Source organism: Pseudomonas sp. LTGT-11-2Z, from assembly GCF_003691445.1.
Taxonomy (GTDB): domain Bacteria; phylum Pseudomonadota; class Gammaproteobacteria; order Pseudomonadales; family Pseudomonadaceae; genus Aquipseudomonas; species Aquipseudomonas monteilii.
Map to the genome: position 1 here is coordinate 2,420,324 of NZ_CP033104.1, position 21,831 is coordinate 2,442,154.

26 protein-coding genes, 2 tRNA genes and 1 pseudogene are annotated in these 21,831 nt (G+C 60.7%); 11 read left to right on the top strand and 18 right to left on the bottom strand.

Annotation, left to right across the window (positions count from 1 at the left end; translation table 11 throughout):
* Positions 1-25 precede the first annotated feature (25 nt).
* Both D8767_RS11170 and D8767_RS11175 read right to left on the bottom strand, forming a co-directional pair.
* Positions 26-415, bottom strand: a complete 390-nt coding sequence (locus tag D8767_RS11170) for a glycine zipper domain-containing protein (RefSeq protein WP_016711446.1) — start codon at positions 413-415, stop codon at positions 26-28.
* A gap of 73 nt (positions 416-488) precedes the next feature.
* Positions 489-680 carry a hypothetical protein gene (locus D8767_RS11175; RefSeq protein WP_016711445.1) on the bottom strand — a complete coding sequence of 64 codons (192 nt, stop codon included), beginning with the start codon at positions 678-680 and terminating at the stop codon, positions 489-491.
* A 224-nt stretch (positions 681-904) separates the two neighbouring features.
* On the opposite strand from D8767_RS11175, the gene D8767_RS11180 reads away from it, so the two are divergent.
* A complete protein-coding gene (locus D8767_RS11180; RefSeq protein WP_029380195.1) occupies positions 905-2,065 on the top strand; it encodes a GGDEF domain-containing protein in 1,161 nt (386 codons plus the stop codon).
* Between the two features lies 1 nt (position 2,066).
* On the opposite strand, the gene D8767_RS11185 is transcribed toward D8767_RS11180, so the two are convergent.
* Complete coding sequence (locus D8767_RS11185; RefSeq protein WP_122048297.1) at positions 2,067-2,357, bottom strand: RcnB family protein; 291 nt, start codon at positions 2,355-2,357, stop codon at positions 2,067-2,069.
* A gap of 113 nt (positions 2,358-2,470) precedes the next feature.
* Here D8767_RS11185 and D8767_RS11190 point away from each other — a divergent pair, with 113 nt between their 5' ends.
* Together D8767_RS11190 and D8767_RS11195 are read left to right on the top strand one after the other, a co-directional pair.
* Entirely contained in the window at positions 2,471-2,821 is a 351-nt protein-coding gene (locus D8767_RS11190; protein WP_016711442.1) for a hypothetical protein, read from the top strand.
* Between the two features lie 110 nt (positions 2,822-2,931).
* On the top strand, positions 2,932-3,429 hold the full coding sequence (locus tag D8767_RS11195; protein WP_016711441.1) for a hypothetical protein: 498 nt from the start codon (positions 2,932-2,934) through the stop codon (positions 3,427-3,429).
* On the opposite strand, the gene D8767_RS11200 is transcribed toward D8767_RS11195, so the two are convergent.
* The 4 genes from D8767_RS11200 to D8767_RS11215 form a co-directional block, all read right to left on the bottom strand.
* Complete coding sequence (locus D8767_RS11200; RefSeq protein WP_016711440.1) at positions 3,430-4,197, bottom strand: SDR family oxidoreductase; 768 nt, start codon at positions 4,195-4,197, stop codon at positions 3,430-3,432.
* A 36-nt stretch (positions 4,198-4,233) separates the two neighbouring features.
* Positions 4,234-5,301 (bottom strand): phosphotransferase family protein, encoded by a 1,068-nt coding sequence (locus tag D8767_RS11205; RefSeq protein ID WP_016711439.1) that lies wholly within the window; start codon positions 5,299-5,301, stop codon positions 4,234-4,236.
* 184 nt (positions 5,302-5,485) lie between these two features.
* The gene (locus tag D8767_RS11210) at positions 5,486-5,803 is read right to left on the bottom strand and encodes an SCP2 sterol-binding domain-containing protein (RefSeq protein ID WP_016487959.1); all 318 of its coding nucleotides are present in this window, start codon (positions 5,801-5,803) and stop codon (positions 5,486-5,488) included.
* A gap of 57 nt (positions 5,804-5,860) precedes the next feature.
* The gene (locus D8767_RS11215) at positions 5,861-6,571 is read right to left on the bottom strand and encodes a histidine phosphatase family protein (protein ID WP_016711438.1); all 711 of its coding nucleotides are present in this window, start codon (positions 6,569-6,571) and stop codon (positions 5,861-5,863) included.
* Positions 6,572-6,768: 197 nt separating this feature from the next.
* Between D8767_RS11215 and sohB the strand changes: the two genes are divergently transcribed.
* Together sohB and D8767_RS11225 are read left to right on the top strand one after the other, a co-directional pair.
* Complete coding sequence (sohB, locus tag D8767_RS11220) at positions 6,769-7,788, top strand: protease SohB (RefSeq protein WP_016711437.1); 1,020 nt, start codon at positions 6,769-6,771, stop codon at positions 7,786-7,788.
* A gap of 154 nt (positions 7,789-7,942) precedes the next feature.
* A tRNA-Cys gene (locus D8767_RS11225) sits at positions 7,943-8,016 on the top strand.
* A 76-nt stretch (positions 8,017-8,092) separates the two neighbouring features.
* Here D8767_RS11225 and D8767_RS11230 read toward each other — a convergent pair.
* Both D8767_RS11230 and D8767_RS11235 read right to left on the bottom strand, forming a co-directional pair.
* Positions 8,093-8,308 (bottom strand): annotated as a pseudogene (locus D8767_RS11230) (integrase); the annotation flags it as partial.
* A 147-nt stretch (positions 8,309-8,455) separates the two neighbouring features.
* Positions 8,456-9,121 carry an SOS response-associated peptidase gene (locus D8767_RS11235; protein ID WP_016711435.1) on the bottom strand — a complete coding sequence of 222 codons (666 nt, stop codon included), beginning with the start codon at positions 9,119-9,121 and terminating at the stop codon, positions 8,456-8,458.
* A 108-nt stretch (positions 9,122-9,229) separates the two neighbouring features.
* Between D8767_RS11235 and D8767_RS11240 the strand changes: the two genes are divergently transcribed.
* Positions 9,230-9,523, top strand: coding sequence for a hypothetical protein (locus D8767_RS11240; protein WP_016711434.1), 294 nt, complete (start codon positions 9,230-9,232; stop codon positions 9,521-9,523).
* A gap of 438 nt (positions 9,524-9,961) precedes the next feature.
* Complete coding sequence (locus tag D8767_RS29590; RefSeq protein ID WP_016711433.1) at positions 9,962-10,147, top strand: hypothetical protein; 186 nt, start codon at positions 9,962-9,964, stop codon at positions 10,145-10,147.
* Between the two features lie 1,695 nt (positions 10,148-11,842).
* On the opposite strand, the gene D8767_RS11255 is transcribed toward D8767_RS29590, so the two are convergent.
* Complete coding sequence (locus D8767_RS11255; protein WP_016711432.1) at positions 11,843-12,049, bottom strand: DUF6434 domain-containing protein; 207 nt, start codon at positions 12,047-12,049, stop codon at positions 11,843-11,845.
* A 94-nt stretch (positions 12,050-12,143) separates the two neighbouring features.
* On the bottom strand, positions 12,144-13,154 hold the full coding sequence (gene adhP / locus D8767_RS11260) for an alcohol dehydrogenase AdhP (protein ID WP_016711431.1): 1,011 nt from the start codon (positions 13,152-13,154) through the stop codon (positions 12,144-12,146).
* Positions 13,155-13,537: 383 nt separating this feature from the next.
* Here adhP and D8767_RS11265 point away from each other — a divergent pair, with 383 nt between their 5' ends.
* Positions 13,538-13,735, top strand: coding sequence for a hypothetical protein (locus D8767_RS11265; protein ID WP_016711430.1), 198 nt, complete (start codon positions 13,538-13,540; stop codon positions 13,733-13,735).
* A 1-nt stretch (position 13,736) separates the two neighbouring features.
* Here D8767_RS11265 and D8767_RS11270 read toward each other — a convergent pair whose 3' ends face one another.
* Both D8767_RS11270 and D8767_RS11275 read right to left on the bottom strand, forming a co-directional pair.
* The gene (locus D8767_RS11270; protein ID WP_016711429.1) at positions 13,737-14,150 is read right to left on the bottom strand and encodes a DoxX family protein; all 414 of its coding nucleotides are present in this window, start codon (positions 14,148-14,150) and stop codon (positions 13,737-13,739) included.
* Between the two features lie 104 nt (positions 14,151-14,254).
* A tRNA-Leu gene (locus D8767_RS11275) sits at positions 14,255-14,339 on the bottom strand.
* Positions 14,340-14,702: 363 nt separating this feature from the next.
* Here D8767_RS11275 and D8767_RS11280 point away from each other — a divergent pair.
* From D8767_RS11280 to D8767_RS11290, 3 genes are read left to right on the top strand one after another with little or no spacing between them, the layout of a single operon-like run.
* Positions 14,703-15,863, top strand: a complete 1,161-nt coding sequence (locus D8767_RS11280) for a nitrogen regulation protein NR(II) (protein WP_016711427.1) — start codon at positions 14,703-14,705, stop codon at positions 15,861-15,863.
* A gap of 5 nt (positions 15,864-15,868) precedes the next feature.
* Complete coding sequence (locus D8767_RS11285; RefSeq protein WP_016711426.1) at positions 15,869-17,314, top strand: ATPase domain-containing protein; 1,446 nt, start codon at positions 15,869-15,871, stop codon at positions 17,312-17,314.
* Between the two features lie 12 nt (positions 17,315-17,326).
* Entirely contained in the window at positions 17,327-17,680 is a 354-nt protein-coding gene (locus tag D8767_RS11290) for a response regulator (RefSeq protein WP_016711425.1), read from the top strand.
* A 45-nt stretch (positions 17,681-17,725) separates the two neighbouring features.
* Here D8767_RS11290 and csrA read toward each other — a convergent pair whose 3' ends face one another.
* The 5 genes from csrA to modA form a co-directional block, all read right to left on the bottom strand.
* A complete protein-coding gene (csrA, locus tag D8767_RS11295; protein WP_012051904.1) occupies positions 17,726-17,923 on the bottom strand; it encodes a carbon storage regulator CsrA in 198 nt (65 codons plus the stop codon).
* A gap of 253 nt (positions 17,924-18,176) precedes the next feature.
* On the bottom strand, positions 18,177-19,199 hold the full coding sequence (locus D8767_RS11300; protein ID WP_016711424.1) for a DNA topoisomerase IB: 1,023 nt from the start codon (positions 19,197-19,199) through the stop codon (positions 18,177-18,179).
* Positions 19,200-19,256: 57 nt separating this feature from the next.
* Positions 19,257-20,348, bottom strand: coding sequence for a molybdenum ABC transporter ATP-binding protein (gene modC / locus D8767_RS11305; protein WP_016711423.1), 1,092 nt, complete (start codon positions 20,346-20,348; stop codon positions 19,257-19,259).
* 1 nt (position 20,349) lies between these two features.
* A complete protein-coding gene (gene modB, locus D8767_RS11310) occupies positions 20,350-21,030 on the bottom strand; it encodes a molybdate ABC transporter permease subunit (RefSeq protein ID WP_016711422.1) in 681 nt (226 codons plus the stop codon).
* Positions 21,030-21,788 carry a molybdate ABC transporter substrate-binding protein gene (gene modA, locus D8767_RS11315; RefSeq protein WP_016711421.1) on the bottom strand — a complete coding sequence of 253 codons (759 nt, stop codon included), beginning with the start codon at positions 21,786-21,788 and terminating at the stop codon, positions 21,030-21,032. Before modA ends, modB begins: the two co-directional genes overlap by 1 nt.
* Between the last annotated feature and the right edge of the window lie 43 nt (positions 21,789-21,831).

Below are 21,831 nucleotides of genomic sequence, written 5' to 3' on the forward strand. Positions count from 1 at the left end.
CATTGCGGCCCCTTGGGTCACCGGATCAGTGACGGTGACGGTGGTGCTTCTTGCTGCCGTTATTGTCGCCCAGGTGGTTGCCGATGGCACCACCGGCCGCGCCGCCCAGGCCGGCACCCACCGTGGAGCCGGTCTTGCCGCCCACCGCGCCGCCCAGCAGCGAGCCGCCAGCCGAGCCCAGGCCGCCGCCGATGGCGGCTTCGGTACGGTTGCCCTTGCGTGCACCTACCGCACTGCCGGCTGCGCCGCCGAGGCCTGCGCCGATGGCCGCCCCGGTCTTGCCACCGATCGATTGACCTACAACGTTACCCAGGGCACCACCCAGGCCACCGCCAATGGCGGCAGTACCGTCACCGGCGAAAGCGCCCTGGCACAGCAGCAGGCCGAGGGCAAGGGAAGGCAGAGTCAGACGCATGATACGAACCTCAAAGGAATCATCAGGTTAAGGTGCCGCGCAACGGGCGGCGGGTCAGGGGTGCAAAGACGCTTCAACGGTAGTAGCGGTCACCGCGGTACTGGCGATTGTCATCGTCATCATCGTCGCGGTCATGGCGATGGTGGTGGCGATGGTCACGGTCGCGGTCACGCCAGCCATCGTCGTCGTCATGGTAGCGATGGCTGTGGCAGCCTGCGGTCAGCAGGACAACAGCAACCAGCGAAAGGCTTGCAAGGCGGGTCATCACGATATAGGTCCTTGATCCGCAATGGTTTACAGGGCACTTGCTGAGACTGGGAATGATCCATTTGGTTTCCCTGGCAGGCAAAAATTTGTCGCGCCAGTGATGAGCGGCGTGCTTGTGGGCTGCTGTTCTGTCCCATTCGGTCATGGTCGAGCCGGTAATACCCCTCTAGACTGTGGGGTAAGCCGCAGGCAAGACGGCAATTTGCCACACAGTGAATCATGATGATCGCCCATACCCCCACGTTGTTCGCCGCCGTTGCCTTGGTTGCAACCATTCTGGCCTTCTGCCTGTTGCTGGTCGGGCGCAGTAACCGCCGTGACAACCTTTCACTCACGGGGTGTGGGTTGCTGGTGCATGCCCTTGCCTATGTCTGCTACACCGTTTACGCCCAGGCCCCGCTGTGGCTCAGCTATGGCCTGGGCAACAGCCTGTTGTCGCTGGCCTTGGCGTTCTATACGGCCAGCCTGTTTCGGGTGCGTCAGCAGTTGGTGCCTTGGCGCAGTATCTTCATTATCCCGGCGTGCATGCTGGTGGGGTTGATGCTGCTGCTCGATACGGTGGAGCCACGTATGCTGCTGGCAACGCTGGTGCTGATGTTGCAGTGTTCGATGATTCTGTACTGGGCGCGACGCTATGCCGAGCGGCCGGGCAAGGCCCACTTGCTGCTGCAGATCGGTGCGTTGATCAGCTTGGTCGGCCTGGGCATGCGTGGGGTGGCGGTGGCCAATGGCACGGCGGTGGAGTTGCGCTATGACACCAGCAACCTCAAGCAGAGCATTTCGGTGGCGATTGGCACCGCCACGGTAATGATGTATTCGATCGGGCTGGTGTTGATGGCCAAGGAGCGCAGCGAATCCCGCTTGCAGCACCTGGCCCTGCACGATGTGCTGACCGGCACGCTGAACCGCAGGGCGATCCTTGAGCGCTTCGCCGTGGAGCTGGACCAGGCTCGCCAGCAGCAGGGCATCCTGGCTGTGGCGATGATCGACATCGACCATTTCAAGCGCATCAACGACCTGTATGGGCACCTGGCAGGTGACGAGGTGCTGTGCCATTGCGTGCGTCAGTTGCAACAGCGGCTGCGCCAAGGTGACTGCCTGGGCCGTTATGGTGGTGAGGAGTTCCTGTTGCTGCTGCCGGGCACTGACCGCAACGGGGCGATGGCTGCGCTGCAAGGGCTGCGGGAGGCCATTGCGCGCAACCCGGCGAGTTTTGCCGGTGACCAGATCGAATTGCGCTTCAGCGTTGGCTTGTGGTGCGGCGTGCCTGGATTCCAGGACAGTACCGCCAGCCTGTTGGCCCAGGCTGACGCAGCGCTTTACCAGGCCAAGGCCGCCGGGCGCAATACGGTGCATATGGCGGCAATGGCCGAAGCGGGTTGACTCACGACGCCGGCTGGATTGCCAGCACTACGCCGTTGGTGATCTGTACCAGTACAAAGTGCCCGCCCATGCGTACCCAGTGGCTTTCTTTTTCGGGCTTGGGCAGGCCCTTGGCTTGCCAGTCCTGTATGGCCTGATCGTCTCGTTTGTACTGGTCCGGCGCCTTGTCACCCACCTTGAGTTCGCGATTGTGTGTTTCCGGCGCGGTGACGCTTTCTTCGCTGGAAGGGGCGGCGTTTGCCGCCAGGGGTAGGTAGGGTAGGACCGCGAGCAGCAAATAGTGCAGTTTCATGGGGTTTTCCTCTTGGTTACGTGTCTTATCTGCGACAGCGGCAGGTGTGTGGCAATTCACTCGCGATGCATGCCAGTGCTAGAGTCGCTTTCTTTTTACCCTGAGGATGGAACATGCGTGCGATTCTGCCGATGGCCGCAGCACTGATGCTGGTCGGTTGTGCTTCTGCGACCATGGAGACGGCCCGCGGCGGCAAGCCGACGGCGCAGCTCGATTCGCACAAGGCGCCAGAGCTGGTGGCCCAGTGCATCCAGTTCAGCTGGCAGGAAGAGAAGGTGTTCGGCGACGATGCCAGTGGCTATCTGGAGCCGCGCAAGCAGGGCGGGTTTACCGTGTATACCCGCGAAGCCGAAGCGTTCGTGGATGTTTACCCGCAGGCGGGTGGGGCGCGGGTTGACTATTACGCGCAGAAGCATGACGGCGTGGCATTGCAGCGCCGGGCGGCAGCGGCTACTTGCCTGTAACGCAGGCGCTCACCCTGTAGGGGTGGGCTTTACAATTTTTAGCAATGCAGTTGTGTTGCAAGACGCGTGGTGACGGCTAGCATGGGCCGTTACCACTCAAGGGCGACACCATGGATCGCTCTCTTCAACTCAACCGTGCCAGCTGGGACGAACGCGCTCCGCTACATGCTGCCTCCAAGGACTACGAAGGCGAGCTTCTGTGGGCGCGTACAGTGGCAGCACTGTTGAAACCACGCGGGCGGCTGTTCCTGCGCGATGGGCACCCGATGCTGATGGCCGTCAACGAGGACCACCAGGACCGCCTGCAGCTCGAATACCCGTATTTCGAGCACGAAGCGCCGACGGTGTGGCACAACGACCAGACCTACGTAGAAACCGAACAGCGCCTTGCCCACACCGAAACCCATGAATGGAACCATGGCCTGGGCGAAGTGGTGACTGCCTTGTTGGCGCATGGGCTGCAACTGACGGCACTGGTCGAGCACCAGAGCATCCCCTGGGAGGCGCTGCCGGGGCAGATGGTCAAGGGCAGTGACGGGGAGTATCGCTTGCGTGAGCAGCCCGCACGGCTGCCCTTGAGCTACACCTTGGTGGCAATCAAAGCGTGATCAGGACAGGTAGCCGCCGTCTACATTGAGTGCCGTGCCGGTGGTGTAGCTGGACGCATCGCTGGCCAGGTACAACACTGCGCCGGCCATTTCTTTTGGGTCGGCCACCCGCTTGAGCGGGATCTGCTGCAGTGCGGCGTTCAGGATGGCGTCGTTCTTCACCAGTGCCGAGGCGAACTTGGTGTCGGTCAGGCCCGGCAACAGCGCGTTGCAGCGAATGCCAAACTGGGCGCACTCCTTGGCGAAGACCTTGGTCATGTTGATGACCGCTGCCTTGGTTACCGAGTAGATCCCCTGGAAGTGGCCGGGCGACACACCGTTGATGGACGCCACGTTGATGATGCTGCCACCGCCGTGCTCACGCATCAGCTTGCCAGCTTCCACTGACATGAAGAAGTAGCCGCGTATGTTCACGTCCACGGTCTTCTGGAAGGCGTTCGGGTCAGTATCCAGCACGTTGCAGAACTGCGGGTTGGTAGCCGCGTTGTTGACCAGCACGTCCAGGCGCCCGAACTGCTCGCGAATGCCGGCGAACACCTGCTGGATCTGCTCCAGCTCACCGATGTGGCAGGCCACCGCCGTTGCCTTGCCACCGGCGGCGATGATGGCGTCGGCCACCTGCTGGCAACCGTCGAGCTTGCGGCTGGAAACGATCACATGGGCGCCTTGCTGTGCCAGCAAGTGGGCGATGGCCTCGCCAATGCCACGGCTGGCACCGGAAACGAAGGCAATCTTGCCGTCGAGGTCGAACAGGTGGGTCTTGGACATGCTGTTTTCCTTGTTATCCGTCGTCGTGGTCATGACTTACAGGCTGGACTTGGCAATGACCTGTAGGGTCATCTGCTCCAGCAAGCGGTTCATGTGGATGAACTGGGCGAAGCGCTTGTCCTGGGTCTGGCCGTGGTAGTAGCGGTAGTAGATTTGCTGGACGATGCCAGCCAGGCGGAACAGGCCATAGCAATAGTAGTAATCGAAGTTGTCGAGCTGGATGCCCGCTCGCTCGGCGTAGTAATCGACGAACTGGCGACGGGTAAGCATGCCTGGTGCATTGCTCGGCTGGCGGCGTATCAGTTGCACGGGTGCTGGGTCGTCGGCCTCGATCCAGTAGGCCAGGCTGTTGCCCAGGTCCATCAGCGGGTCACCCAGGGTGGCCATTTCCCAGTCCAGTACCCCGATGATGCGCATGGGGTTGTCGGCGTCGAGGATCACGTTGTCGAAGCGGTAATCGTTGTGCACGATGCCGGGCTTCGGGTGGTCAGCGGGCATCTTGTCGTGCAACCAGGCGATCACCTGTTCCCAGCGCGGGGCATCCGGGGTCAGGGCTTTTTCGTAGCGGCTGGTCCAGCCCTCGACCTGGCGTTGCACATAGCCTTCCGGCTTGCCCAGGTCGGCCAGGCCGCAGGCGTTGTAGTCCACCTGGTGCAGCTCGACCAGGCGGTCGATGAAGCTTTTGCACAGGGCCTCGGTGCGGCTGGCGTCCAGGTTCAGTTCGGCAGGGATATCCGAGCGCAGAATGATGCCCTTGACCCGCTCCATCACGTAGAACTCACCGCCGATCAGACTGCTGTCGGTGCAGTGCACATAGGCCTTGGGGCAGTAGGGGAAGCCGTTGTTCAGCTGGTTCAGGATACGGAACTCGCGGCCCATGTCGTGGGCCGACTTGGCTTTCTGCCCGAACGGTGGGCGGCGCAGTACGAAGTCACGGCCCGGGTAGCTGACCAGGTAGGTGAGGTTGGAGGCGCCACCCGGGAACTGGCTGATGCTGGGTAGGCCATCCAGGCCGGGGATATTGGCCTTGAGGTAAGGGGCGATGACGGCCGCGTCGAGTTCTTCGCCGGGGCGTACCTGGGTGGACTGGTCGGTGAGCGTCATGCGTTTTCCTTATTCTCGATCGCAAGGACTATTGGCTAATCTAATGGCCTGCCCAGGCTGGAACAAGCGTGCCAGGTGCCATATAGGTGCGGGTGTTGCCGGTGGATCACTGCACCGAATGCCGGGCAAAAAAAAACCGAAGCCGCGAGGGCTTCGGTTTTCGATCATTCGGTATCCCCAGCCCTCAGGACGGGAACAGCTCGCTGAGTTTCATCGACAGCATCATGTCGCCTTCAACGCGCAGCTTGCCGCCCATGAAGGCCTGCATGCCGTCGGTTTCGCCGCTGACGATCCCCTTCAGGGTTTCGCTGTCCATTACCAGGGTGCAGTTGGCATCCGGGTTTTCGCCTTCCTGCAGGTCGCAGGTGCCGTCTTTGACGATCAGCGCGTACTGCTTGCCTTCGTCGGTGATGTTGAAGCCGAACACCAGGTCCAGGCCGGCGGCAGCGGATGGGTTGAACTTCTCTTGCATCTTTTTGACGGCATCAGCTACGGAGGTCATGGCGCATTCCTTATAGAGTGATTTACACGTCCCCGCAGGGACACAACAAAGCCGGGCTTATCGGTAGGTGACAAACTCCGGTGCCCTCAACAGCTGCACATGGGCTTGGCTGTTGAAGGAAGCCAGTGCCACGTCGCGGCCGCGGAACTTCAGCTGGCTGAGCGACGTGTTGATGATCTGCCAGTTCAGCGCGAACGCCTGGCTGGGGGTGATACGGGTAACCAGGTGGAGCAGGGCGGCAATGGTACCGCCCGAGGTGAAAATGGCGATATTGTCGCCGCTGCCGGCATTATCCAGTACGCGTTGCAGCCCACCCTGTACGCGGGCAGTAAAAGCTTGCCAGGTTTCCAGGCCGTCGTCGGCATGCTCCCCGTCGTGCCAGCGCTGCACCATCAAGGCGAACAGGCGCTGGAACTCACTGCGGTGCTGCGCAGCATTGCGCAGGATGTGCAGGGCGTTTGGCTCTTGCGGCAGCAGCCCGGGCAACAGGGCACGGATGACGCCGTCGGCATCGAACTCATTGAACGCCGCGTCGGTCTCAACCGTCGGCACCGGGCAGCCGTTGGCCTGCAAGGCCTCCAGGGCAAGGCGAGCGGTATCCTGCTGACGGCGCAGGTCGCCTGCCACGCAACGGTCCAGCCGTACACCCAGCTGGGCAAGGTGCTCACCCAGGGCCTGGCTCTGACGCACGCCCACGGGGGAGAGAACGTCGTAGTCATCGGCACCGAAGGAGGCTTGGCCATGTCGGATCAGGTAGAGGTTGCCCACGAAAGGTTCCGGCCTGTTGGAGGTTGCTGCGAGGTTAGGATGCGGCTCACGGGCTGTCAACGAAAAAACATACAAGCGTTTGAAAAGGTTGTTTGAAAGATGTTGCCAGCGTTTGCACCTGCTGGCAGCACCTCGGGTGCAACGGTATGCTTGCAACAGTTACGCGCCGCCGTGGCGCAGGTATTTAAGGAGTCAACGTGGAGTTTCTTGCCGAATACGCAAGCTTTCTCGCCAAAACCGCCACCCTGGTCATCGCCATCCTGGTGGTGCTATCAGCCATCGCCGGGCTGCGCGGCAAGGGGCGGCGCAAACCGGGTGGGCAGTTACAGGTCACCCGCCTGAACGAGTTCTACAAGGACCTGCGCGAGCGCCTGGAGTCTGGCCTGCTGGACAAGGCCCAGCTCAAGGCCTTGCGCAAGCAGCAGGCCAAGGCGGAAAAACAGCAGAAGAAGGGCAAGGCCGAGGAAAAGGGCCGGGTCTTCGTGCTGGATTTCGATGGCGACATCAAGGCCTCGGCCACTGAAAGCCTGCGTAACGAAATCACCGCGCTACTGACCCTCGCCACCCCGCGTGACGAAGTAGTGCTGCGCCTGGAGAGTGGCGGTGGCCTGGTGCACAGCTACGGCCTGGCAGCGTCGCAGCTGGCGCGCATTCGTCAGGCAGGCATCCCGCTGACCGTGTGCATCGACAAGGTGGCCGCCAGCGGTGGTTACATGATGGCCTGCATCGGCGAGAAGATTGTCAGTGCGCCGTTCGCCGTGCTGGGTTCGATCGGCGTGGTGGCGCAGTTGCCTAACGTCAACCGCCTGTTGAAGAAGCATGACATCGACTTCGAAGTGCTGACTGCTGGCGAGTACAAACGTACCCTCACCGTGTTTGGCGAAAACACCGAGAAGGGCCGGGAGAAGTTCCAGGAAGACCTGGACATCACCCACCAGCTGTTCAAGGACTTCGTTGCACGCTACCGCCCACAGTTGCATATTGACGAAGTGGCCACCGGCGAAGTCTGGCTCGGGGTTGCGGCACTCAACCGAAAGCTGGTGGACGAACTGCAGACCAGCGACGAATACCTCAGCGAGCGTGCGCGCAATGCCAACCTGTTCCACCTCCACTATGCCGAACGCAAGAGCCTGCAGGAACGCATCGGCATGGCGGCGAGCGGCACGGTGGAGAACACGGTGGTAGGTTTGTGGAGTAAACTCGGGCGTCTGCGCTAACACCTTGAACCCGTTGAAATTTTTTTTCGTTCAGGGGGTTGCAAGGTTAAAGGAATGAAGACATAATGGCGCCCATCGAAACGCAGCAAACTTTGAAAAAGGTTCAGCGTTTCAAGGAGATAGCAAAGCGCAAGCAGCTAGATCCGACCTTTGAGGCCGAGTAGCAAAGTGGTTATGCTCCGGATTGCAAATCCGTCTACGCCGGTTCGATTCCGACCTCGGCCTCCACCATTCGAAAGCCCCGCAGATTAACGTCTGCGGGGTTTTTCTTTATGGGTCAAAAAAAGCCAAGAGTTCCGAAACTTCAGCCTTTGGAGGGCTTGGCGATGGCGCCGACGCGACGATAAACGCGCTCGGTGATCCCCTCTTTTGAGTGACCTAGCAGCACGCTTGCATCGCTCAGGTCGTTGATCTCGGATGCGGCCTTCGGTCTGATGTCGCGGAACTGGAACTGGGCGATACGGTTGGCCAGATCCGGCTTATTCTCGACCTCGGCCTTCACCCTGGCGTCCTCTCGGGCTGCGTGAGTACCACCAAGCCCAGGACTGTGGCGCACCGCTAAGGAGGTCGAGCGCCTGCGCCGACTGGCCGAGTCGTTGTTTCAGGTGTTATCCGACTACCAGTATCGGGTGATAGCTAAAGCCCGCGGCAAGGATTTGCCGCCTCTTCATTGAAGCGGGCTTATAAGCTCGGCACCTTGGTTGCGTACATTCCCTACGGCGGGGCTCACCCGGTACCATTCAAAGGCGTCGGCCGGTTCGCCCAAGTTGAGCACCAGTTGCTCTGCATGCTCGCTCGGCATTCCTGCCGCGATCCACTCGTATGCCAGCTCAGGTGACAGCACAACAGGCCTACGATCGTGCACGTCGACCATGCCGCCCTGGGCATCGGCGGTGATGATGACAAACCCGTCGTGCTCGCTGCCGACAAACTGGCCGATGCTGGCACATAGGGCGGGGCGCCCGTCCCGACGGCGAATGTAGTACGGCTGCTTCTTCGGTCCACCCTCATCAACCCATTCGTACCAGCCGTCGATGGGTGTGATTGCCCGGTTCGGCCAGATCGCTCGGAAGAATGGGCCGTGCGCCACCTTTTCGACCCTGGCATTGATCGGCGCAGCACGGTCGGTCGCCCAATGCGACCGCCATCCCCACTTCACCAGGTCAGCGCGCGGGCCTGCGTCATCTACCCTCAGCACTGCCACCGGCGTGGTCGGCGCGACGTTGTACCGGCCAAGAGGCTCGTCGCCGACGTTGTTCTTCCAGGCCTCTGGCAGGCTCAGGGTTTCAACGAAGTCGTGTATGCCTCGGTACTGACTCAACCTTCCACACATACGCCGCCCTCCTGCATGAGCAAACAAGCATAGTCCGCCGAGCGGTACTGGCGAGGTTGCTTTTCCTGATGCTGAAATACTGTATTTATATGCAGTATATGGTGCAGTATGTACTTCCTCCTCGTTCGCCGCCGCGTGAATGGCGTGGCCATCCCGTACGATCAGCTCAGGATGATCCAGCCCCTGAAGGCCGACATCCACATTGGTGACCATCACAGCGAACCACTGGGCCGGGTATCGACCCAGGCCTGGGTGTTTAACCCTGCGCCGGGGCCCGACATCATTCCTCGATTGCATGACGCAAAGGTCAATGGCATGGCCCAGCTCGGAATCAACATCAACGGTGTCGAGGAAGTCGAAGGCGTGCTGTATGCGCAGTCGTGGTGGTGCAGAGCAGAGTGATGGCCGGGATACGCAAGCATGGATGAACTGAACGACCGATTCGCCTTGGTTACAGATCCCGATGGGCGCGCTGCCGTGCTCGAGGAGGCTTGGCACTGAGCTCAAGCATGTCGGTTTTGCTGGGCGAAAGTCGGTGAAGCTGGCCGAACCGTATTAAACAGTTGCGATTCGCAGGCCGCTAGCGGCGCGGCCTGAGGGTCGATTCTCACGCTACTGCTGCAGTACTGGAAGTGACGCTAGCCACAGACCAGGCTCATGCAGCTTGTCAGCGGCGGCGGATGGTTAGGCATGCGGGATTTTCGAAAGAATCTGCCGAGTTTTGCGTTGAATATGCTGGCAATTTTCAGTATCTGGCTCTTATTTGCACGGAGTCTGTCAATAGCCTGTATAGTGACTGCGTAGCCGTGTTTTGCGGCTGCTCACTATGAGGTTGCTTTTATGCTCCAGGCCATATCCCCCGAGACGCAGCGTGCCCATGAGCGCTTGAATGAACAGACTCAATTGTTCGTCAAGCTGGGAGGCCAAATTGAAAGCGTTCCTGCAGGAGTCAGCGGCGTGCTAGCTAGCAAGCCGAAGTCGGTTTGGACCAACCCTCAAACGGCCAAGTCCATCCACAAGCGATAGCGCGTCAAAGCGCACTGCTTGGTTGCTTCATTGCGAACGCGAGGGCACAAGTATGTTTGATGCGCCAAGTGATTTAGATATTTCTGAGTGGATTGGCGTCAGCGAGACGGAAATAGCTATTTACCGGGGTAATATGTTTCGATTGAAGGATGATTCGTGGCTCATCCGTTTTTCGTTCGCAATGCTCCGAGCGCTACGCCAGAGGCTTACTGACGGTTTACCCTCCTTGTCACAGTGGAAATCCAGGCGACAGACGTATGAGTGAGTTTGATTGAGCGTACGATCCTGACGCGAGCTCAACACAAGCCTTGTCCCGGTGGTCCGTTTTATATCTTCTGGAGGAGTTGGAGGCGCATACTCAAGTGGCTCAGGGCTTCTGAGCATTGAGAGGTGTGTATGTCCAGAGATAGGTATGGCGTAGAGAGTGACAGACAGGTCAGTCAGCCAGCCGGTAATGAGGGGCAGCTACAGGGATCAGTCAATCAGAACGAAAGCGTTTGCCAAGAGGGCCGTGACGACAATTTCGACAGCCCTCCCTTTCGAAGAGGGCAGAAACAGGTGCCGCCGGACCCATCGAGGGCATCCCATGCGGAGCGTTATAGTTATCACAAGCGCCCATTGGAATAACGTTCAGCTGTAGATGGATATAGATCTAAAAGCCTGGTCGTGCGCCAGGCTTTTTGCATGTGGATTCCGCGCCAGATGGCCAAGCGGCGGGCCTGCTGGACCTCACGCTCTGACCTCGTAGCCTACAGTCCGTTTGCCACAGATGCACGCCCGGCATTTTTCAGCGCGGCGCCGTAAAGGAGGAAGGGAAATTAGCCAGAAAAATGGTTCCAAAACCGAAAGTTAGACACCTCTACAATGCTGGTTACAAGCTGGCAAATCCCGATTTTTATTGGAACTGATTTTAGCGTCCAGGGCGCATAAGGCGGAGATTCTTGGGTCGTATTGCAAATCCGTCTAGGCCGGTTCGATTTCGACCTCGGCCTCGACGATAAATGACCCAAGAAACCCGATAAGCGTAAAGTGAACCAAGTACATGGAGTATGAGATTCTTCCAAGGAAGGCGCAGGTCTTGGTCGTGAGTGCGCGCTGGGCTGAAGGCAGTCCAGGAGGTGCAATAATGCACAGAAAGGTCAAATACTGAGAAGTATTCCTCTTATGGGTATCCGGGTAATTCGGTAGTGGCTGCGAAGTTTGAGCTAAATGAAGTGTAGGTGAGGCAGGGTATTAATGTGGAGGCCAACGCTGGTATTGCTAGCCTGGGGTGCCTCTTGATTGCGGCTTTTAAGTACCGTGCTGAACTTTTGTTGTGAACGAAGTGGCAGAAAACTACAGGTAGCGCCGCTAATCCGCGCAGCCCATCAGAACCCAGCCCGCTCTGGAAGGATCTGGCGGTAGATGCTTGGCCAAGCTTCGAATCGACATGCCCATCTCCTCGTGTGTACAAGCTCGATGCTGCACCTTGAGCACTTATTTTGAACCGCACCACCCATACGTGGGTCATCAGAAGGGAGGGCGGTAATAACGCCCCGGTTCCCTCACCACGTATTGAAATGTTCGCAAGCTAAGGTTGAGCTCAAGCCCATTCCACCAGCGAGGTCGTCAGGAAATGGATTATTCCAGCATGGTTGAAGCGTTGGACAAGATGTTGGAGAAAGCGGCTGCAACGCAGGTATCCGCCAATGAAAGTCAGCGATGCATCCGTAACCATTCATCCGCGACGTCGCCCATAGTGGACGGCGTGCCGCTCTTGATCCACGCCATGAAGGCTCCGTCGAACTTGGATGCCTGGCCACACTCGCCGAGTAGAAACTGACGCACCTTCTGCGTGTTGCGGTAGTGCTTGTCCAAGGGCGTGGTGCGGGTAATCGGCCCAGCGTGCCAGTCGAAGCCCATGGTCTGTCCCTTGACTATGAAATGAAAAGGGCAAAAGCCCGTGAATGATCATCCATGGGCTTTTGGTCGTTCGAAACGATCGGCCTTCAGGCTATCAACCTTCGAACTGGATAACCATGCGGCCTTTGATCTTGCCTTCCAGCATCTCGTCGAAGATCTGGTTGATGTCCTCGATCGGCCGCAGGGTTACCTTGGGCACTACTTTGCCTTCAGCGGCGAACTGGAAGGCCTCTTGCAGGTCTTGCCGTGTGCCCACCAACGAGCCAACCACTTCGATCCCGTCCAGCACCAGGCGGGGGATATTCAGGTCCATGGACTCTGACGGAAGCCCGACGGCAACCAGGCGGCCGCCTGCGCGTAGCGCGTCCACGGCCGAGTTGAAGGCGGCTTTGGCAACGGCGGTAACCACAGCTGCATGGGCGCCCCCGGTCTTGGCCTGGATGATCTTCGCGGCGTCTTCGGTGCGCGAGTTGATAACCAGGTCGGCGCCCATTTCGCTGGCGAAGCGCAGTTGCTCTTCGTTGACGTCAATGGCGATCACTTTGGCGTTGAACACGTTCTTGGCGTATTGCAGCGCCAGGTTGCCCAGGCCGCCGAGGCCGTAGATGGCGATCCATTGGCCGGGGCGGATGTTGGAGATTTTTACCGCCTTGTAGGTGGTCACGCCGGCGCAGGTAACGCTGCTGGCGGCGGCGGAGTCGAGGCCGTCAGGTACTTTGACCGAATAGTCGGCTTTGACGATGCAGGCTTCTGCCATGCCGCCGTCCACGGTGTACCCGGAGTTTTTCACTTCGCGGCACAGGGTTTCGTTGCCGCTGGTGCAATAGTCGCAATGCCCGCACCCCTGATAAAACCATGCCACGCTGGCGCGGTCGCCCGGCTTGAGCGAGGTAACGCCCGGCCCGACTTCCTGGACCACGCCGATGCCTTCGTGGCCCAGCACGACGCCGGTCTTGTCACCGAAGTCGCCATTTTTCACGTGCAAGTCGGTGTGGCACACACCGCAGCATTGCATCTTCAGCAGCGCTTCACCGTGTTCGAGGGGGCGCAGGGTTTTCTCAACCACATCCACGCGACGGCCTGGCGCAACAACAGCAGCTTTCATAAGAGCCTCCGTGTCTATCCGAGTGAGCTTGGGTTATCGCTGGGTTAGCATAGCCCTTGCGTGGCCGAGCAAAACTGCTCCAGGTCATGGGGTGGGTTAGCGCCACAAAAAGAAAAGCCCGCGGCAATGATGCGGCGGGCTGCAAGAACGTACGGAGCAGGGTCAGTGTGCCCATCCGTTTGTCAGTATTTCGTGAAGCGCAGGTCATGAGGCTGTCATGTGCGCAACACCATAAAAAAGCCCGCCATGAGCGGCGGGCAAAAGACGTTTGAAGGGAGAGCCTGCAGGTTGCGCCCGGCTGGTTAACCCAGGATTAAGTGGCAACGCATTGACCTCGGAAGCTGATCAGCCTATACAGGCCTGCCATCACGCCAGGAGCCAGCATGCACGACGAAGACGACCTGCACGAACCCGAGCACGATCACCTGCTCGACCATGAGTTTCTCTACGACGACGTGGAGCACGAGGCAGATGCCCAAGGCGCCGAGGATGAAGTGGAAGAAGACGAGGAAACGCTGGATGACCTCGATGATGAGGAGCGGGATCACCCAGCCTGGTTCGACGATTGCGAAGACGACTGACCTAGCGGCCGTCCACCGAGAAGCGCCCTGGGCCGCTTACGGCCAGCAATAGCAGGCCGCCCATGATGGCGAGGTTTTTCAGGAACTGGGTCATGTTGGCGCTGCGCTCAGGGTCGACCATGTTCCAGAACGGGTGACCCAGCAGCGCCGTGCCCAGCACGAACAGTGCGAACAGGAACGCCAACGGCCGGGTATAGAAGCCCAGGATCAGCAGGATGCCGACCACGAACTCCATGAGCACGGCAATCGCTGCCGCCAGCATGGGGGCAGGGGCACCCAGCGAGGTCATGTAGCCGACCGTGCCGTCAAAGCCGGTAAGCTTGGCCCAGCCAGACAAGACGAACAGGATCATCAGCAGCACGCGGGCTATCAGGATAATGATGTCGCGTTGGCCATCGAACAGGGAGTAGCGCATGGCGGCGTTCCAGTGGACGAGTACAAGCTCCACTCTAGCAGCTGCGCGAGATATTGCCGGCAGGCAGCAAAAAGGCGCCGCAAGGGCGCCTTTTCAACGAAGTTTGGTGCGAGTGGCGGGACTCGAACCCGCAAGGCTCACGCCGACAGATTTTAAGTCTGCTGTGTATACCAATTCCACCACACTCGCACGCTTGAAGGGGTCGTAACGACCGGCTCGCTTCTAAGCAGAAGGGCTTCGCAATCAAGCGCGCTTTATAACCCATCGTTATAGTTGAGTCAACTGCAGCACCTATGATCAACAGAGTGAAGGGTCGAGCGAACGGGTAATTGACACCTTGCTGTCATTACGCCACTGTTGCCCTTTTATTGGATCCAAGAGTATGCGGCGATGACTCAGTCCGACGCTTGCGAGCGTGTCGTGCGCCCACGGCTGATCTGGCGGCTGCGCATCAGCCCGATACTGGTCGAGCCTGAACGGTGACGGCTGTCTGTCGCCGGGCGTGTTCGGCTAAGCTCATTTTGTTCCTCCCGCTGTGCCAGTGGAGTTTGCATGGTTTCAGCTGACTGCCCCGACCACCCCGTCATGCCTGCCCACCGCTACGAGCAGCTGGTTCAGTCGGTGGTGGACTACGCCATCTACATGCTTGACCCTGCCGGCCATGTGGTGTCGTGGAATGCCGGTGCGCAACGGATCAAGGGTTACCGCGCCGATGAAGTGATCGGCAAGCATTTCTCGCTGTTCTTCACGCAGCAGGACTGTGCCGACGGCCGCCCGGAGCGCTTGTTGCGCCAAGCGCTGGAGCAGGGTGTAGCGCAGGATGAAGGGTGGCGGGTGCGCAAGGATGGTACACAGTTCTGGGCCTTGGCGGCGCTGGACGTGATCCGCGACGACCAGGGCCAGATCATCGGCCTGGCCAAAGTTACCCGGGACATCACCGACCGCCGCGAGTCGGCGATGCAACTGGACGCGGTGCGCGCCCAGCTGTTCCAGGCGCAGAAACTGGAGGCCCTCGGCCAACTGACTGGCGGGCTGGCGCATGATTTCAACAACATGCTGACCATCATCATCAGTTCGGCGCGCCTGGCGATAGCCACCCAGGACCCGGCGCGTGCCCAGCGCATGCTGCAACATATTCTGGATGCCGGGCAGCGAGGCACTGAACTGACCCAGCAACTGCTCAGCTTTGCCCGCCACCGCAAACTCGATGTGGCGTGTGTAGCGCCGGCAGACCTTGTAGCTGCCACGCGTGGGCTCCTGGAACATGCCCTGCCCAGTTCGATTGACCTGCAGGTGCAGTTGCAGGCGGACTTGCCGCTGATCGAAGTCGATGCCGGGCAATTGCAGATGGTGCTGCTGAACCTGTTGTTCAACGCCCGCGATGCCATCGCAGGGGAGGGCCGGATAGGCTTGACGGCCGAAGTAGTCGAACTGGCGGGCGAAGTGGAAGGATTGCAGGGCCGTTTCGTGCGTTTTGTGGTGGAAGACAGCGGCGAAGGCATTGCGCCTGAGGTATTGCCACGCATCTTCGAGCCGTTCTTCACGACCAAGCCTTTCGGCAAGGGCACTGGCTTGGGCCTTAGCCAGGTTTATGGCTTTGCCAGGCAGAGCGGCGGCGCCATTTTTGTCGACAGTGAGCCCGGCCACGGAACTTCCATGCAACTTTACTTGCCAACGTATCAGGACAAGACCCACAGCAATCTCGACAGGTGAGTATCATGGCGCAGGCACTCAGGCGGCTGGTGACGGGTATCGAAGGGCTCGATGCCTTGCTCAAGGGTGGCTTGGTAGCCGGTGCCTCGTACATCATTCAGGGCCCGCCGGGCGCGGGCAAGACCATTCTCGCCAACCAGCTGGCCTGCGGCCATGTACGCGGCGGTGGCCGGGTGCTGGTGGCCACCTTGCTGAGCGAGTCGCATGACCGGCTGTTCCAGTACTTGGGCACGCTGGACTTCTTCGACCCTGCGCTAGTGGGCGACCAGATCCAGTTTGTCAGTGCCTTCGATACCCTTGAGCAGGAAGGGCTTGATGCCGTTGTGCGGCTGCTGCGCCAAGAAATCGCCCGGCAGCAGGCCAGCTTGCTGATCGTCGACGGTGTACTTAATGCCCGGGTGCGCGCGGAAACTGCGCTGGACACCAAGAAGTTCGTCTCCGAGCTGCAGGGTCATGCGGCCTTCGCCGGCTGCACGGTGCTGCTGCTCACCAGCGCAAGGCTGGACGAGGGCAGCCCGGAGCACACCATGGTCGATGGCGTGATCGAGTTGGGTGAGCAACTGGTGGGCAGCCGCGCCGTGCGCCATATCCAGCTGCGCAAGACGCGCGGCAGTGGGGCGTTGTCGGGGCGCCACGAGTGCCTTATCGATGAAAGCGGCATGCATGTCTACCCGCGCCTTGAGGCGTTGTTCAGCCACCCCAGCCAGCTGGGCAGCGCCATTCCTGCGCGCATCAGCAGCGGTGTGCCAAGCCTGGATGAAATGCTCGACGGCGGCCTGTCCACGGGGTCGGTCAGCTTGCTGATCGGGCCTTCGGGTATTGGCAAGACATCCTTGGGGCTGGCCTTTCTGGGTGCCAGCACTGCGCAAGCGCCGGGGCTGCATTTCGGCTTCTACGAAACACCCGAACGCCTGCGTAGCAAGGCTGCATCACTGGGTTACGACTTGGCAGCGATGGAGCGCGCCGGCAGCCTGCAGCTGTGCTGGCAACCGACCACCGAAGGTTTGTTGGACCAGGTCGGGGCGCGCCTGCTCGAACGTGTCGAGGCGCAGGGCTGCAAGCGCGTGCTGGTTGATAGCCTCGGGGCGTTCAGCCGACTGGCTGTTGACCCGGCGCGTCTCAATGCATTTTTCCGCGCCTTGACCGGTGAACTGCGCGCGCGTGATGTGAGTGTGATGCTGACCTGGGAAATGCGCGATATCTTCGGCTCGGAAATCAGCGCCCCGGCCCCGGACCTGTCGAGCATCGTCGACAACCTGATGCTGATGCGCTTCGTCGAGCTGGATTCGCAGCTGCGGCGCATGCTGTCGATCCTCAAGGTGCGTGACAGTCACCATGACCCTGCTTTGCACGAACTGCTTATGGGGCCGCAAGGCATTACCCTGCGCAAGGCGTTCGAAGGCGCCTGTGGCGTGCTCTCGGGAACGCCGGTGCCGCAAGGGGGCGGGTGACGGAGCAGGCCCATGAACACCATCCTGATCGTCGATGACGAGTACCTGATTGCCGATATCCTCGGTTTTGCCCTGGAGGACGAAGGCTACCTGGTGGAAAAGGCGAGCAATGGCTGCAAGGCGCTGGAAGCGCTCAAGGAGAAGCGTGTTCAGCTGGTCATCACCGATTACATGATGCCGCTGCTAAACGGTGAAGAGCTGGTGCGCTCGATGCGTGAAGACCCGGCCTTGAGCGAGTTGCCGGTCATCCTCATGAGCGGCGCACAGGCCAACCAGGGATGCCCGGAACTGTTCGCCGCCGTGTTCGACAAACCGTTCGACATGGACTGTATGGTCGCCAAGGTGCACGAACTGCTCGGCACCTGAGGCGTGGGGCGATCAAGCGCGTCCGTGCGGCTTGAGGCAGGTCGCTCAGTGCGAGTCTTCGTGCTTTTCCGGGGCCGGGCTGCCGGCCTGGATGCGCTTGAAGATTTCTTCGCGATGAACCTGAACATCTTTCGGTGCATCGATCCCGATCCTCACCTGCATCCCTTTGACGCCCAGAATGGTGACTTTGATGTCATCGTTGATGACGATGCTTTCGCCAACCTTGCGGGTGAGTATCAGCATGTAGATCTCCTTGGTGATGTAAAAGACCGCCGGGCTAATTGCCTTGGCGGCGGGAGCGGGTCCCTCTTCCTTCTCATTAAAGACGCTTTCGGCGGATAGTAATTCCCCGACAGACAAATTCTGTTGCGAGTCTTCAGTTGCAGGTGCCGAAGCAAACCGTCAGCGATTTGTCGGTCAAGGTGCTCGGTGGCAAGAATAGGGCGCCTGGCGGCCAATGGGAAATTTCTTCGCATCATGAGGGGAATAGACAGGCTTAATGGTCATCCTGTTCCTCAAGTGCCTGCAGAAATATCAGCAATGCCACTTCTTCGGGGTCCAGCCCTTTGCGCACTCGGCTTTTCGGCAAGTTGGCCAGGCGCCCCAGGGCATAGTGCTCAAGTACCGCAGGGTGGATATAACAACGCCTGCACACTGCGGGCGTATTGCCAAGGCGTTTGGCGACCTGGCGGACTACTGCGGCGACTTGGCGTTTGGCCTCGGCGTCCGGCTCCCAGGCCAAGGGCTTCAGCAGGTCCAGGGCCAGGCTGCTGCCGGCCCAGGTGCGGTAGTCCTTGGCGGTGAAGTCGGCGCCGGTCAGCTGCTGCAGAAACTGGTTGACCTCGCTGGAGCCGACGCTGTGGCGCTGGCCGTCCTCATCCAGGTATTGAAACAGTGCCTGTCCGGGCAGCTCCATGCAGCGTTTGAGCAGGCTGGCAAGCCGCCGGTCGTTGAGGGTGACGTTGTGCTCCACGCCGCGCTTGCCGCGGAACTGGAAGCGGATGGTGCTGCCTTTGATCTGCACATGACGGTTGCGCAGGGTGGTCAGACCATACGACTGGTTGTCGCGCAGGTAGCGTTGATTACCAATGCGGATCAGGGTGTGGTCGAGCAAGCTCACTACCAGCGCCATCACTTTTTCCCGGTCCAGGCCTGGCCGTGCCAGGTGGCTCTCCAGTTGTGCGCGCAGTTCAGGCAGGGCCTGGGCAAAGGCCAGCATACGCCCATACTTGTGCTGGTCGCGCAGCTCGCGCCACTGCGTGTGGTAGCGATACTGCTTGCGGCCACGCGCGTCGCGGCCGGTTGCTTGCAGGTGGCCCTGTGGGTCGGTGCATATCCACACATCCGTGTAGGCCGGCGGAATCACTAGCGAAGCGATACGGGCGAGGGTTTCGCTGTCGCGCACCCGTTGGCCATCGGTATCCAGGTAGATGAAACGGTCGCGCCAGCGTCGCCGGGTCAGGCCCGGCTGGCTGTCGTCAACGTAGTGCAGGGTGCGTGGCAGGGGGCAGTCGAGCATGGGCGGCAGGCCTCGATCAAGTCACTGATCAATGGACAACGCCCGTGTAAAGGATGCTCAGCCCAACAGGGCCACCGACTTGATCTGGGCAAACAGCGCCTGGCCCGGGTGCAGGCCGAGCTGGTCTGCCGAGAAGCGGGTGATGCGGGCGAGCAAGGCATTGCCGCCGGCATCCAGGCTCACCAGCACATGGGCCGGGTTATCGGCCGGGCGGCTTTCGCGCACACGCACCGGCAGGCGGTTGAGAATGCTCGATGTGCTGTCAGCCGTCAGCGCCAGGCTGACGTCCCGGGCCTGCACCTTGACCCGCAGGGTGCTGCCCATCACATGTGCCGTGTGGGCGATGCGCAACAGCGGCCCGCCGCTGCCGGGCAGACGCAGGTCGAGCAGGTCGTAGTGCGGGTCATGCCCCACCACCATGCCTTCGAAGACGACGCCGGCATCCTCGCCCTGGGCCAATGACAGATCCAGGCGTGCCAGGGTTTCGCCGATCGGGCCGCTGGCCACCGCCTTGCCTTGCTCCAGCAGTACCAGGTGGTCGGCCAGGCGTGCCACTTCATCCTGGGCGTGGCTGACATACACCAGTGGAATGTCCAGTTCGTCGTGCAGGCGCTCCAAGTAGGGCAGGATCTCGCGCTTGCGGGGCCCGTCCAGGGCCGCCAGGGGCTCGTCCATCAACAGCAGGCGCGGGCTGCTGAGCAGGGCGCGGGCAATGCCCACCCGCTGCGCTTCGCCGCCAGACAAGGTGGCAGGACGGCGTTCCAGCAAGTGGCCGATGCCCAGCAACTGGCACGCCTGCTCCAGGCTGACCTTGCGCTCGGCAGCCGCCACCCGGCGCCAGCCGAACTCCAGGTTGCCGCGCACCGATAGGTGCGGGAACAGGCTGGCCTCCTGGAACACATAGCCAACCGGGCGCAGGTGCGGTGCCTGGAAGTAGCCGCGGGCACTGTCTTCCCAGACTTCGCCGTTAACCTCGATGTAGGCGCTGGCGGCCCGTTCCAGCCCGGCCAGGCAGCGCAGGCAGCTGGTCTTGCCAGAGCCCGAGTGGCCGAACAGCGCGCTGATGCCGCGCCCGGGAAGGGGCAGGTCGACGTCCAGGGTAAAGTCGTCGCGCGCCAGGATCAGGCGCGCCACAATCGATGCGGTCATATCAGCTCCAGCCAGCTTTGCCACGGCGCCCGGCGTACAACAGGAGCAGCACCAGGAAAGAGAACACCAGCATGGCACCGGCCAGCCAGTGGGCTTGTGAATACTCCATGGCCTCGACGTGATCGAAGATCTGCACCGAAACCACGCGGGTCTTGTCGGGGATGTTGCCGCCAATCATCAGCACCACGCCAAACTCGCCGATGGTGTGGGCAAAGCCAAGAATGCTGGCGGTGACGAAGCCGGGACGGGCCAGTGGCAGCACCACATGCACGAAAGTGTCCCACGGGCTGGCGCGCAGGGTGGCAGCGACTTCCAGTGGGCGCTGGCCGATCGCACCAAAGGCATTTTGCAACGGCTGCACCACGAACGGCATGGAATACACCGTTGAACCGATCACCAGGCCCGTAAAGCTGAACACCACGCTGCCCAGGCCAAGCGCCTGGGTAGCCTGACCGAGCCAGCCGTGCGGGCCGAGGGCGATCAGCAGGTAAAAGCCGATCACCGTCGGTGGCAGCACCAGTGGCAGAGCAACCACCGCACCCACCGGCCCGCGCAGCCATGAGCGCGTGCGCGCCAGCCACCAGGCGATGGGGGTGCCGATAACCAGCAGGATCAGGGTGGTCAGGCTGGCCAGTTTAACAGTCAGCCAGATTGCCCCCAGGTCACTGGCATCCAGTGGCATCAGCGTTCATAGCCGTAGGACTTGATTACCGCTGCGGCTTTTGGGCCTTTCAGGTATTCGGCCAGCGCCTTGGCGGCGGCGTTGTCCTTGCCTTTGTTGAGGATTACGGCGTCCTGGCGGATCGGGTCGTGCAGGCTGGCTGGTACGATCCAGGCCGAGCCACTGGTCACCTTGCCGTCCTTGTAGATCTGCGACAGGGCGACGAAGCCCAGTTCGGCATTGCCGGTGGAGACGAACTGGAAGGCCTGGGTGATGTTCTGGCCTTCGACGATCTTGCCTTTGGTGGCTTCGGTGAGCTTCAGCTTGTCCAGCACCTGGGTGGCGGCCAGGCCGTAGGGTGCCGCTTTCGGGTTGGCGATCGACAGGTGTTGGTAGGTGTTTTTCTTCAGTACTTCACCCTTGGCATCTACGTAGCCTTCTTTGGCCGACCACAGGGCGAGGGTGCCGATGGCGTAGGTAAAGCGCGAACCGGGGACGATCTCCTTTTCGTCTTCAAGCTTCTTCGGGGTGGTGTCGTCAGCGGCGAGGAACACTTCGAACGGTGCGCCGTTCTTGATCTGGGCATAGAACTGCCCGGTGGCGCCGTAGGCCGCGACCAGCTTGTGACCGGTGTCTTTCTCGAAGTCCTTGGCAATGGCCTGGATAGGGGCTGTGAAGTTGGCTGCGACCGCGACCTGAACCTCATCGGCCCAGGCAGTGTTGAAGGCGAGCAGGCTGGCCAGGGCGGTGAAGGCCAGGAGGGACGGGCGGATACGCATGAAAACAGCTCCTTGGGGTTATCGTTATATCCTGAACTATATA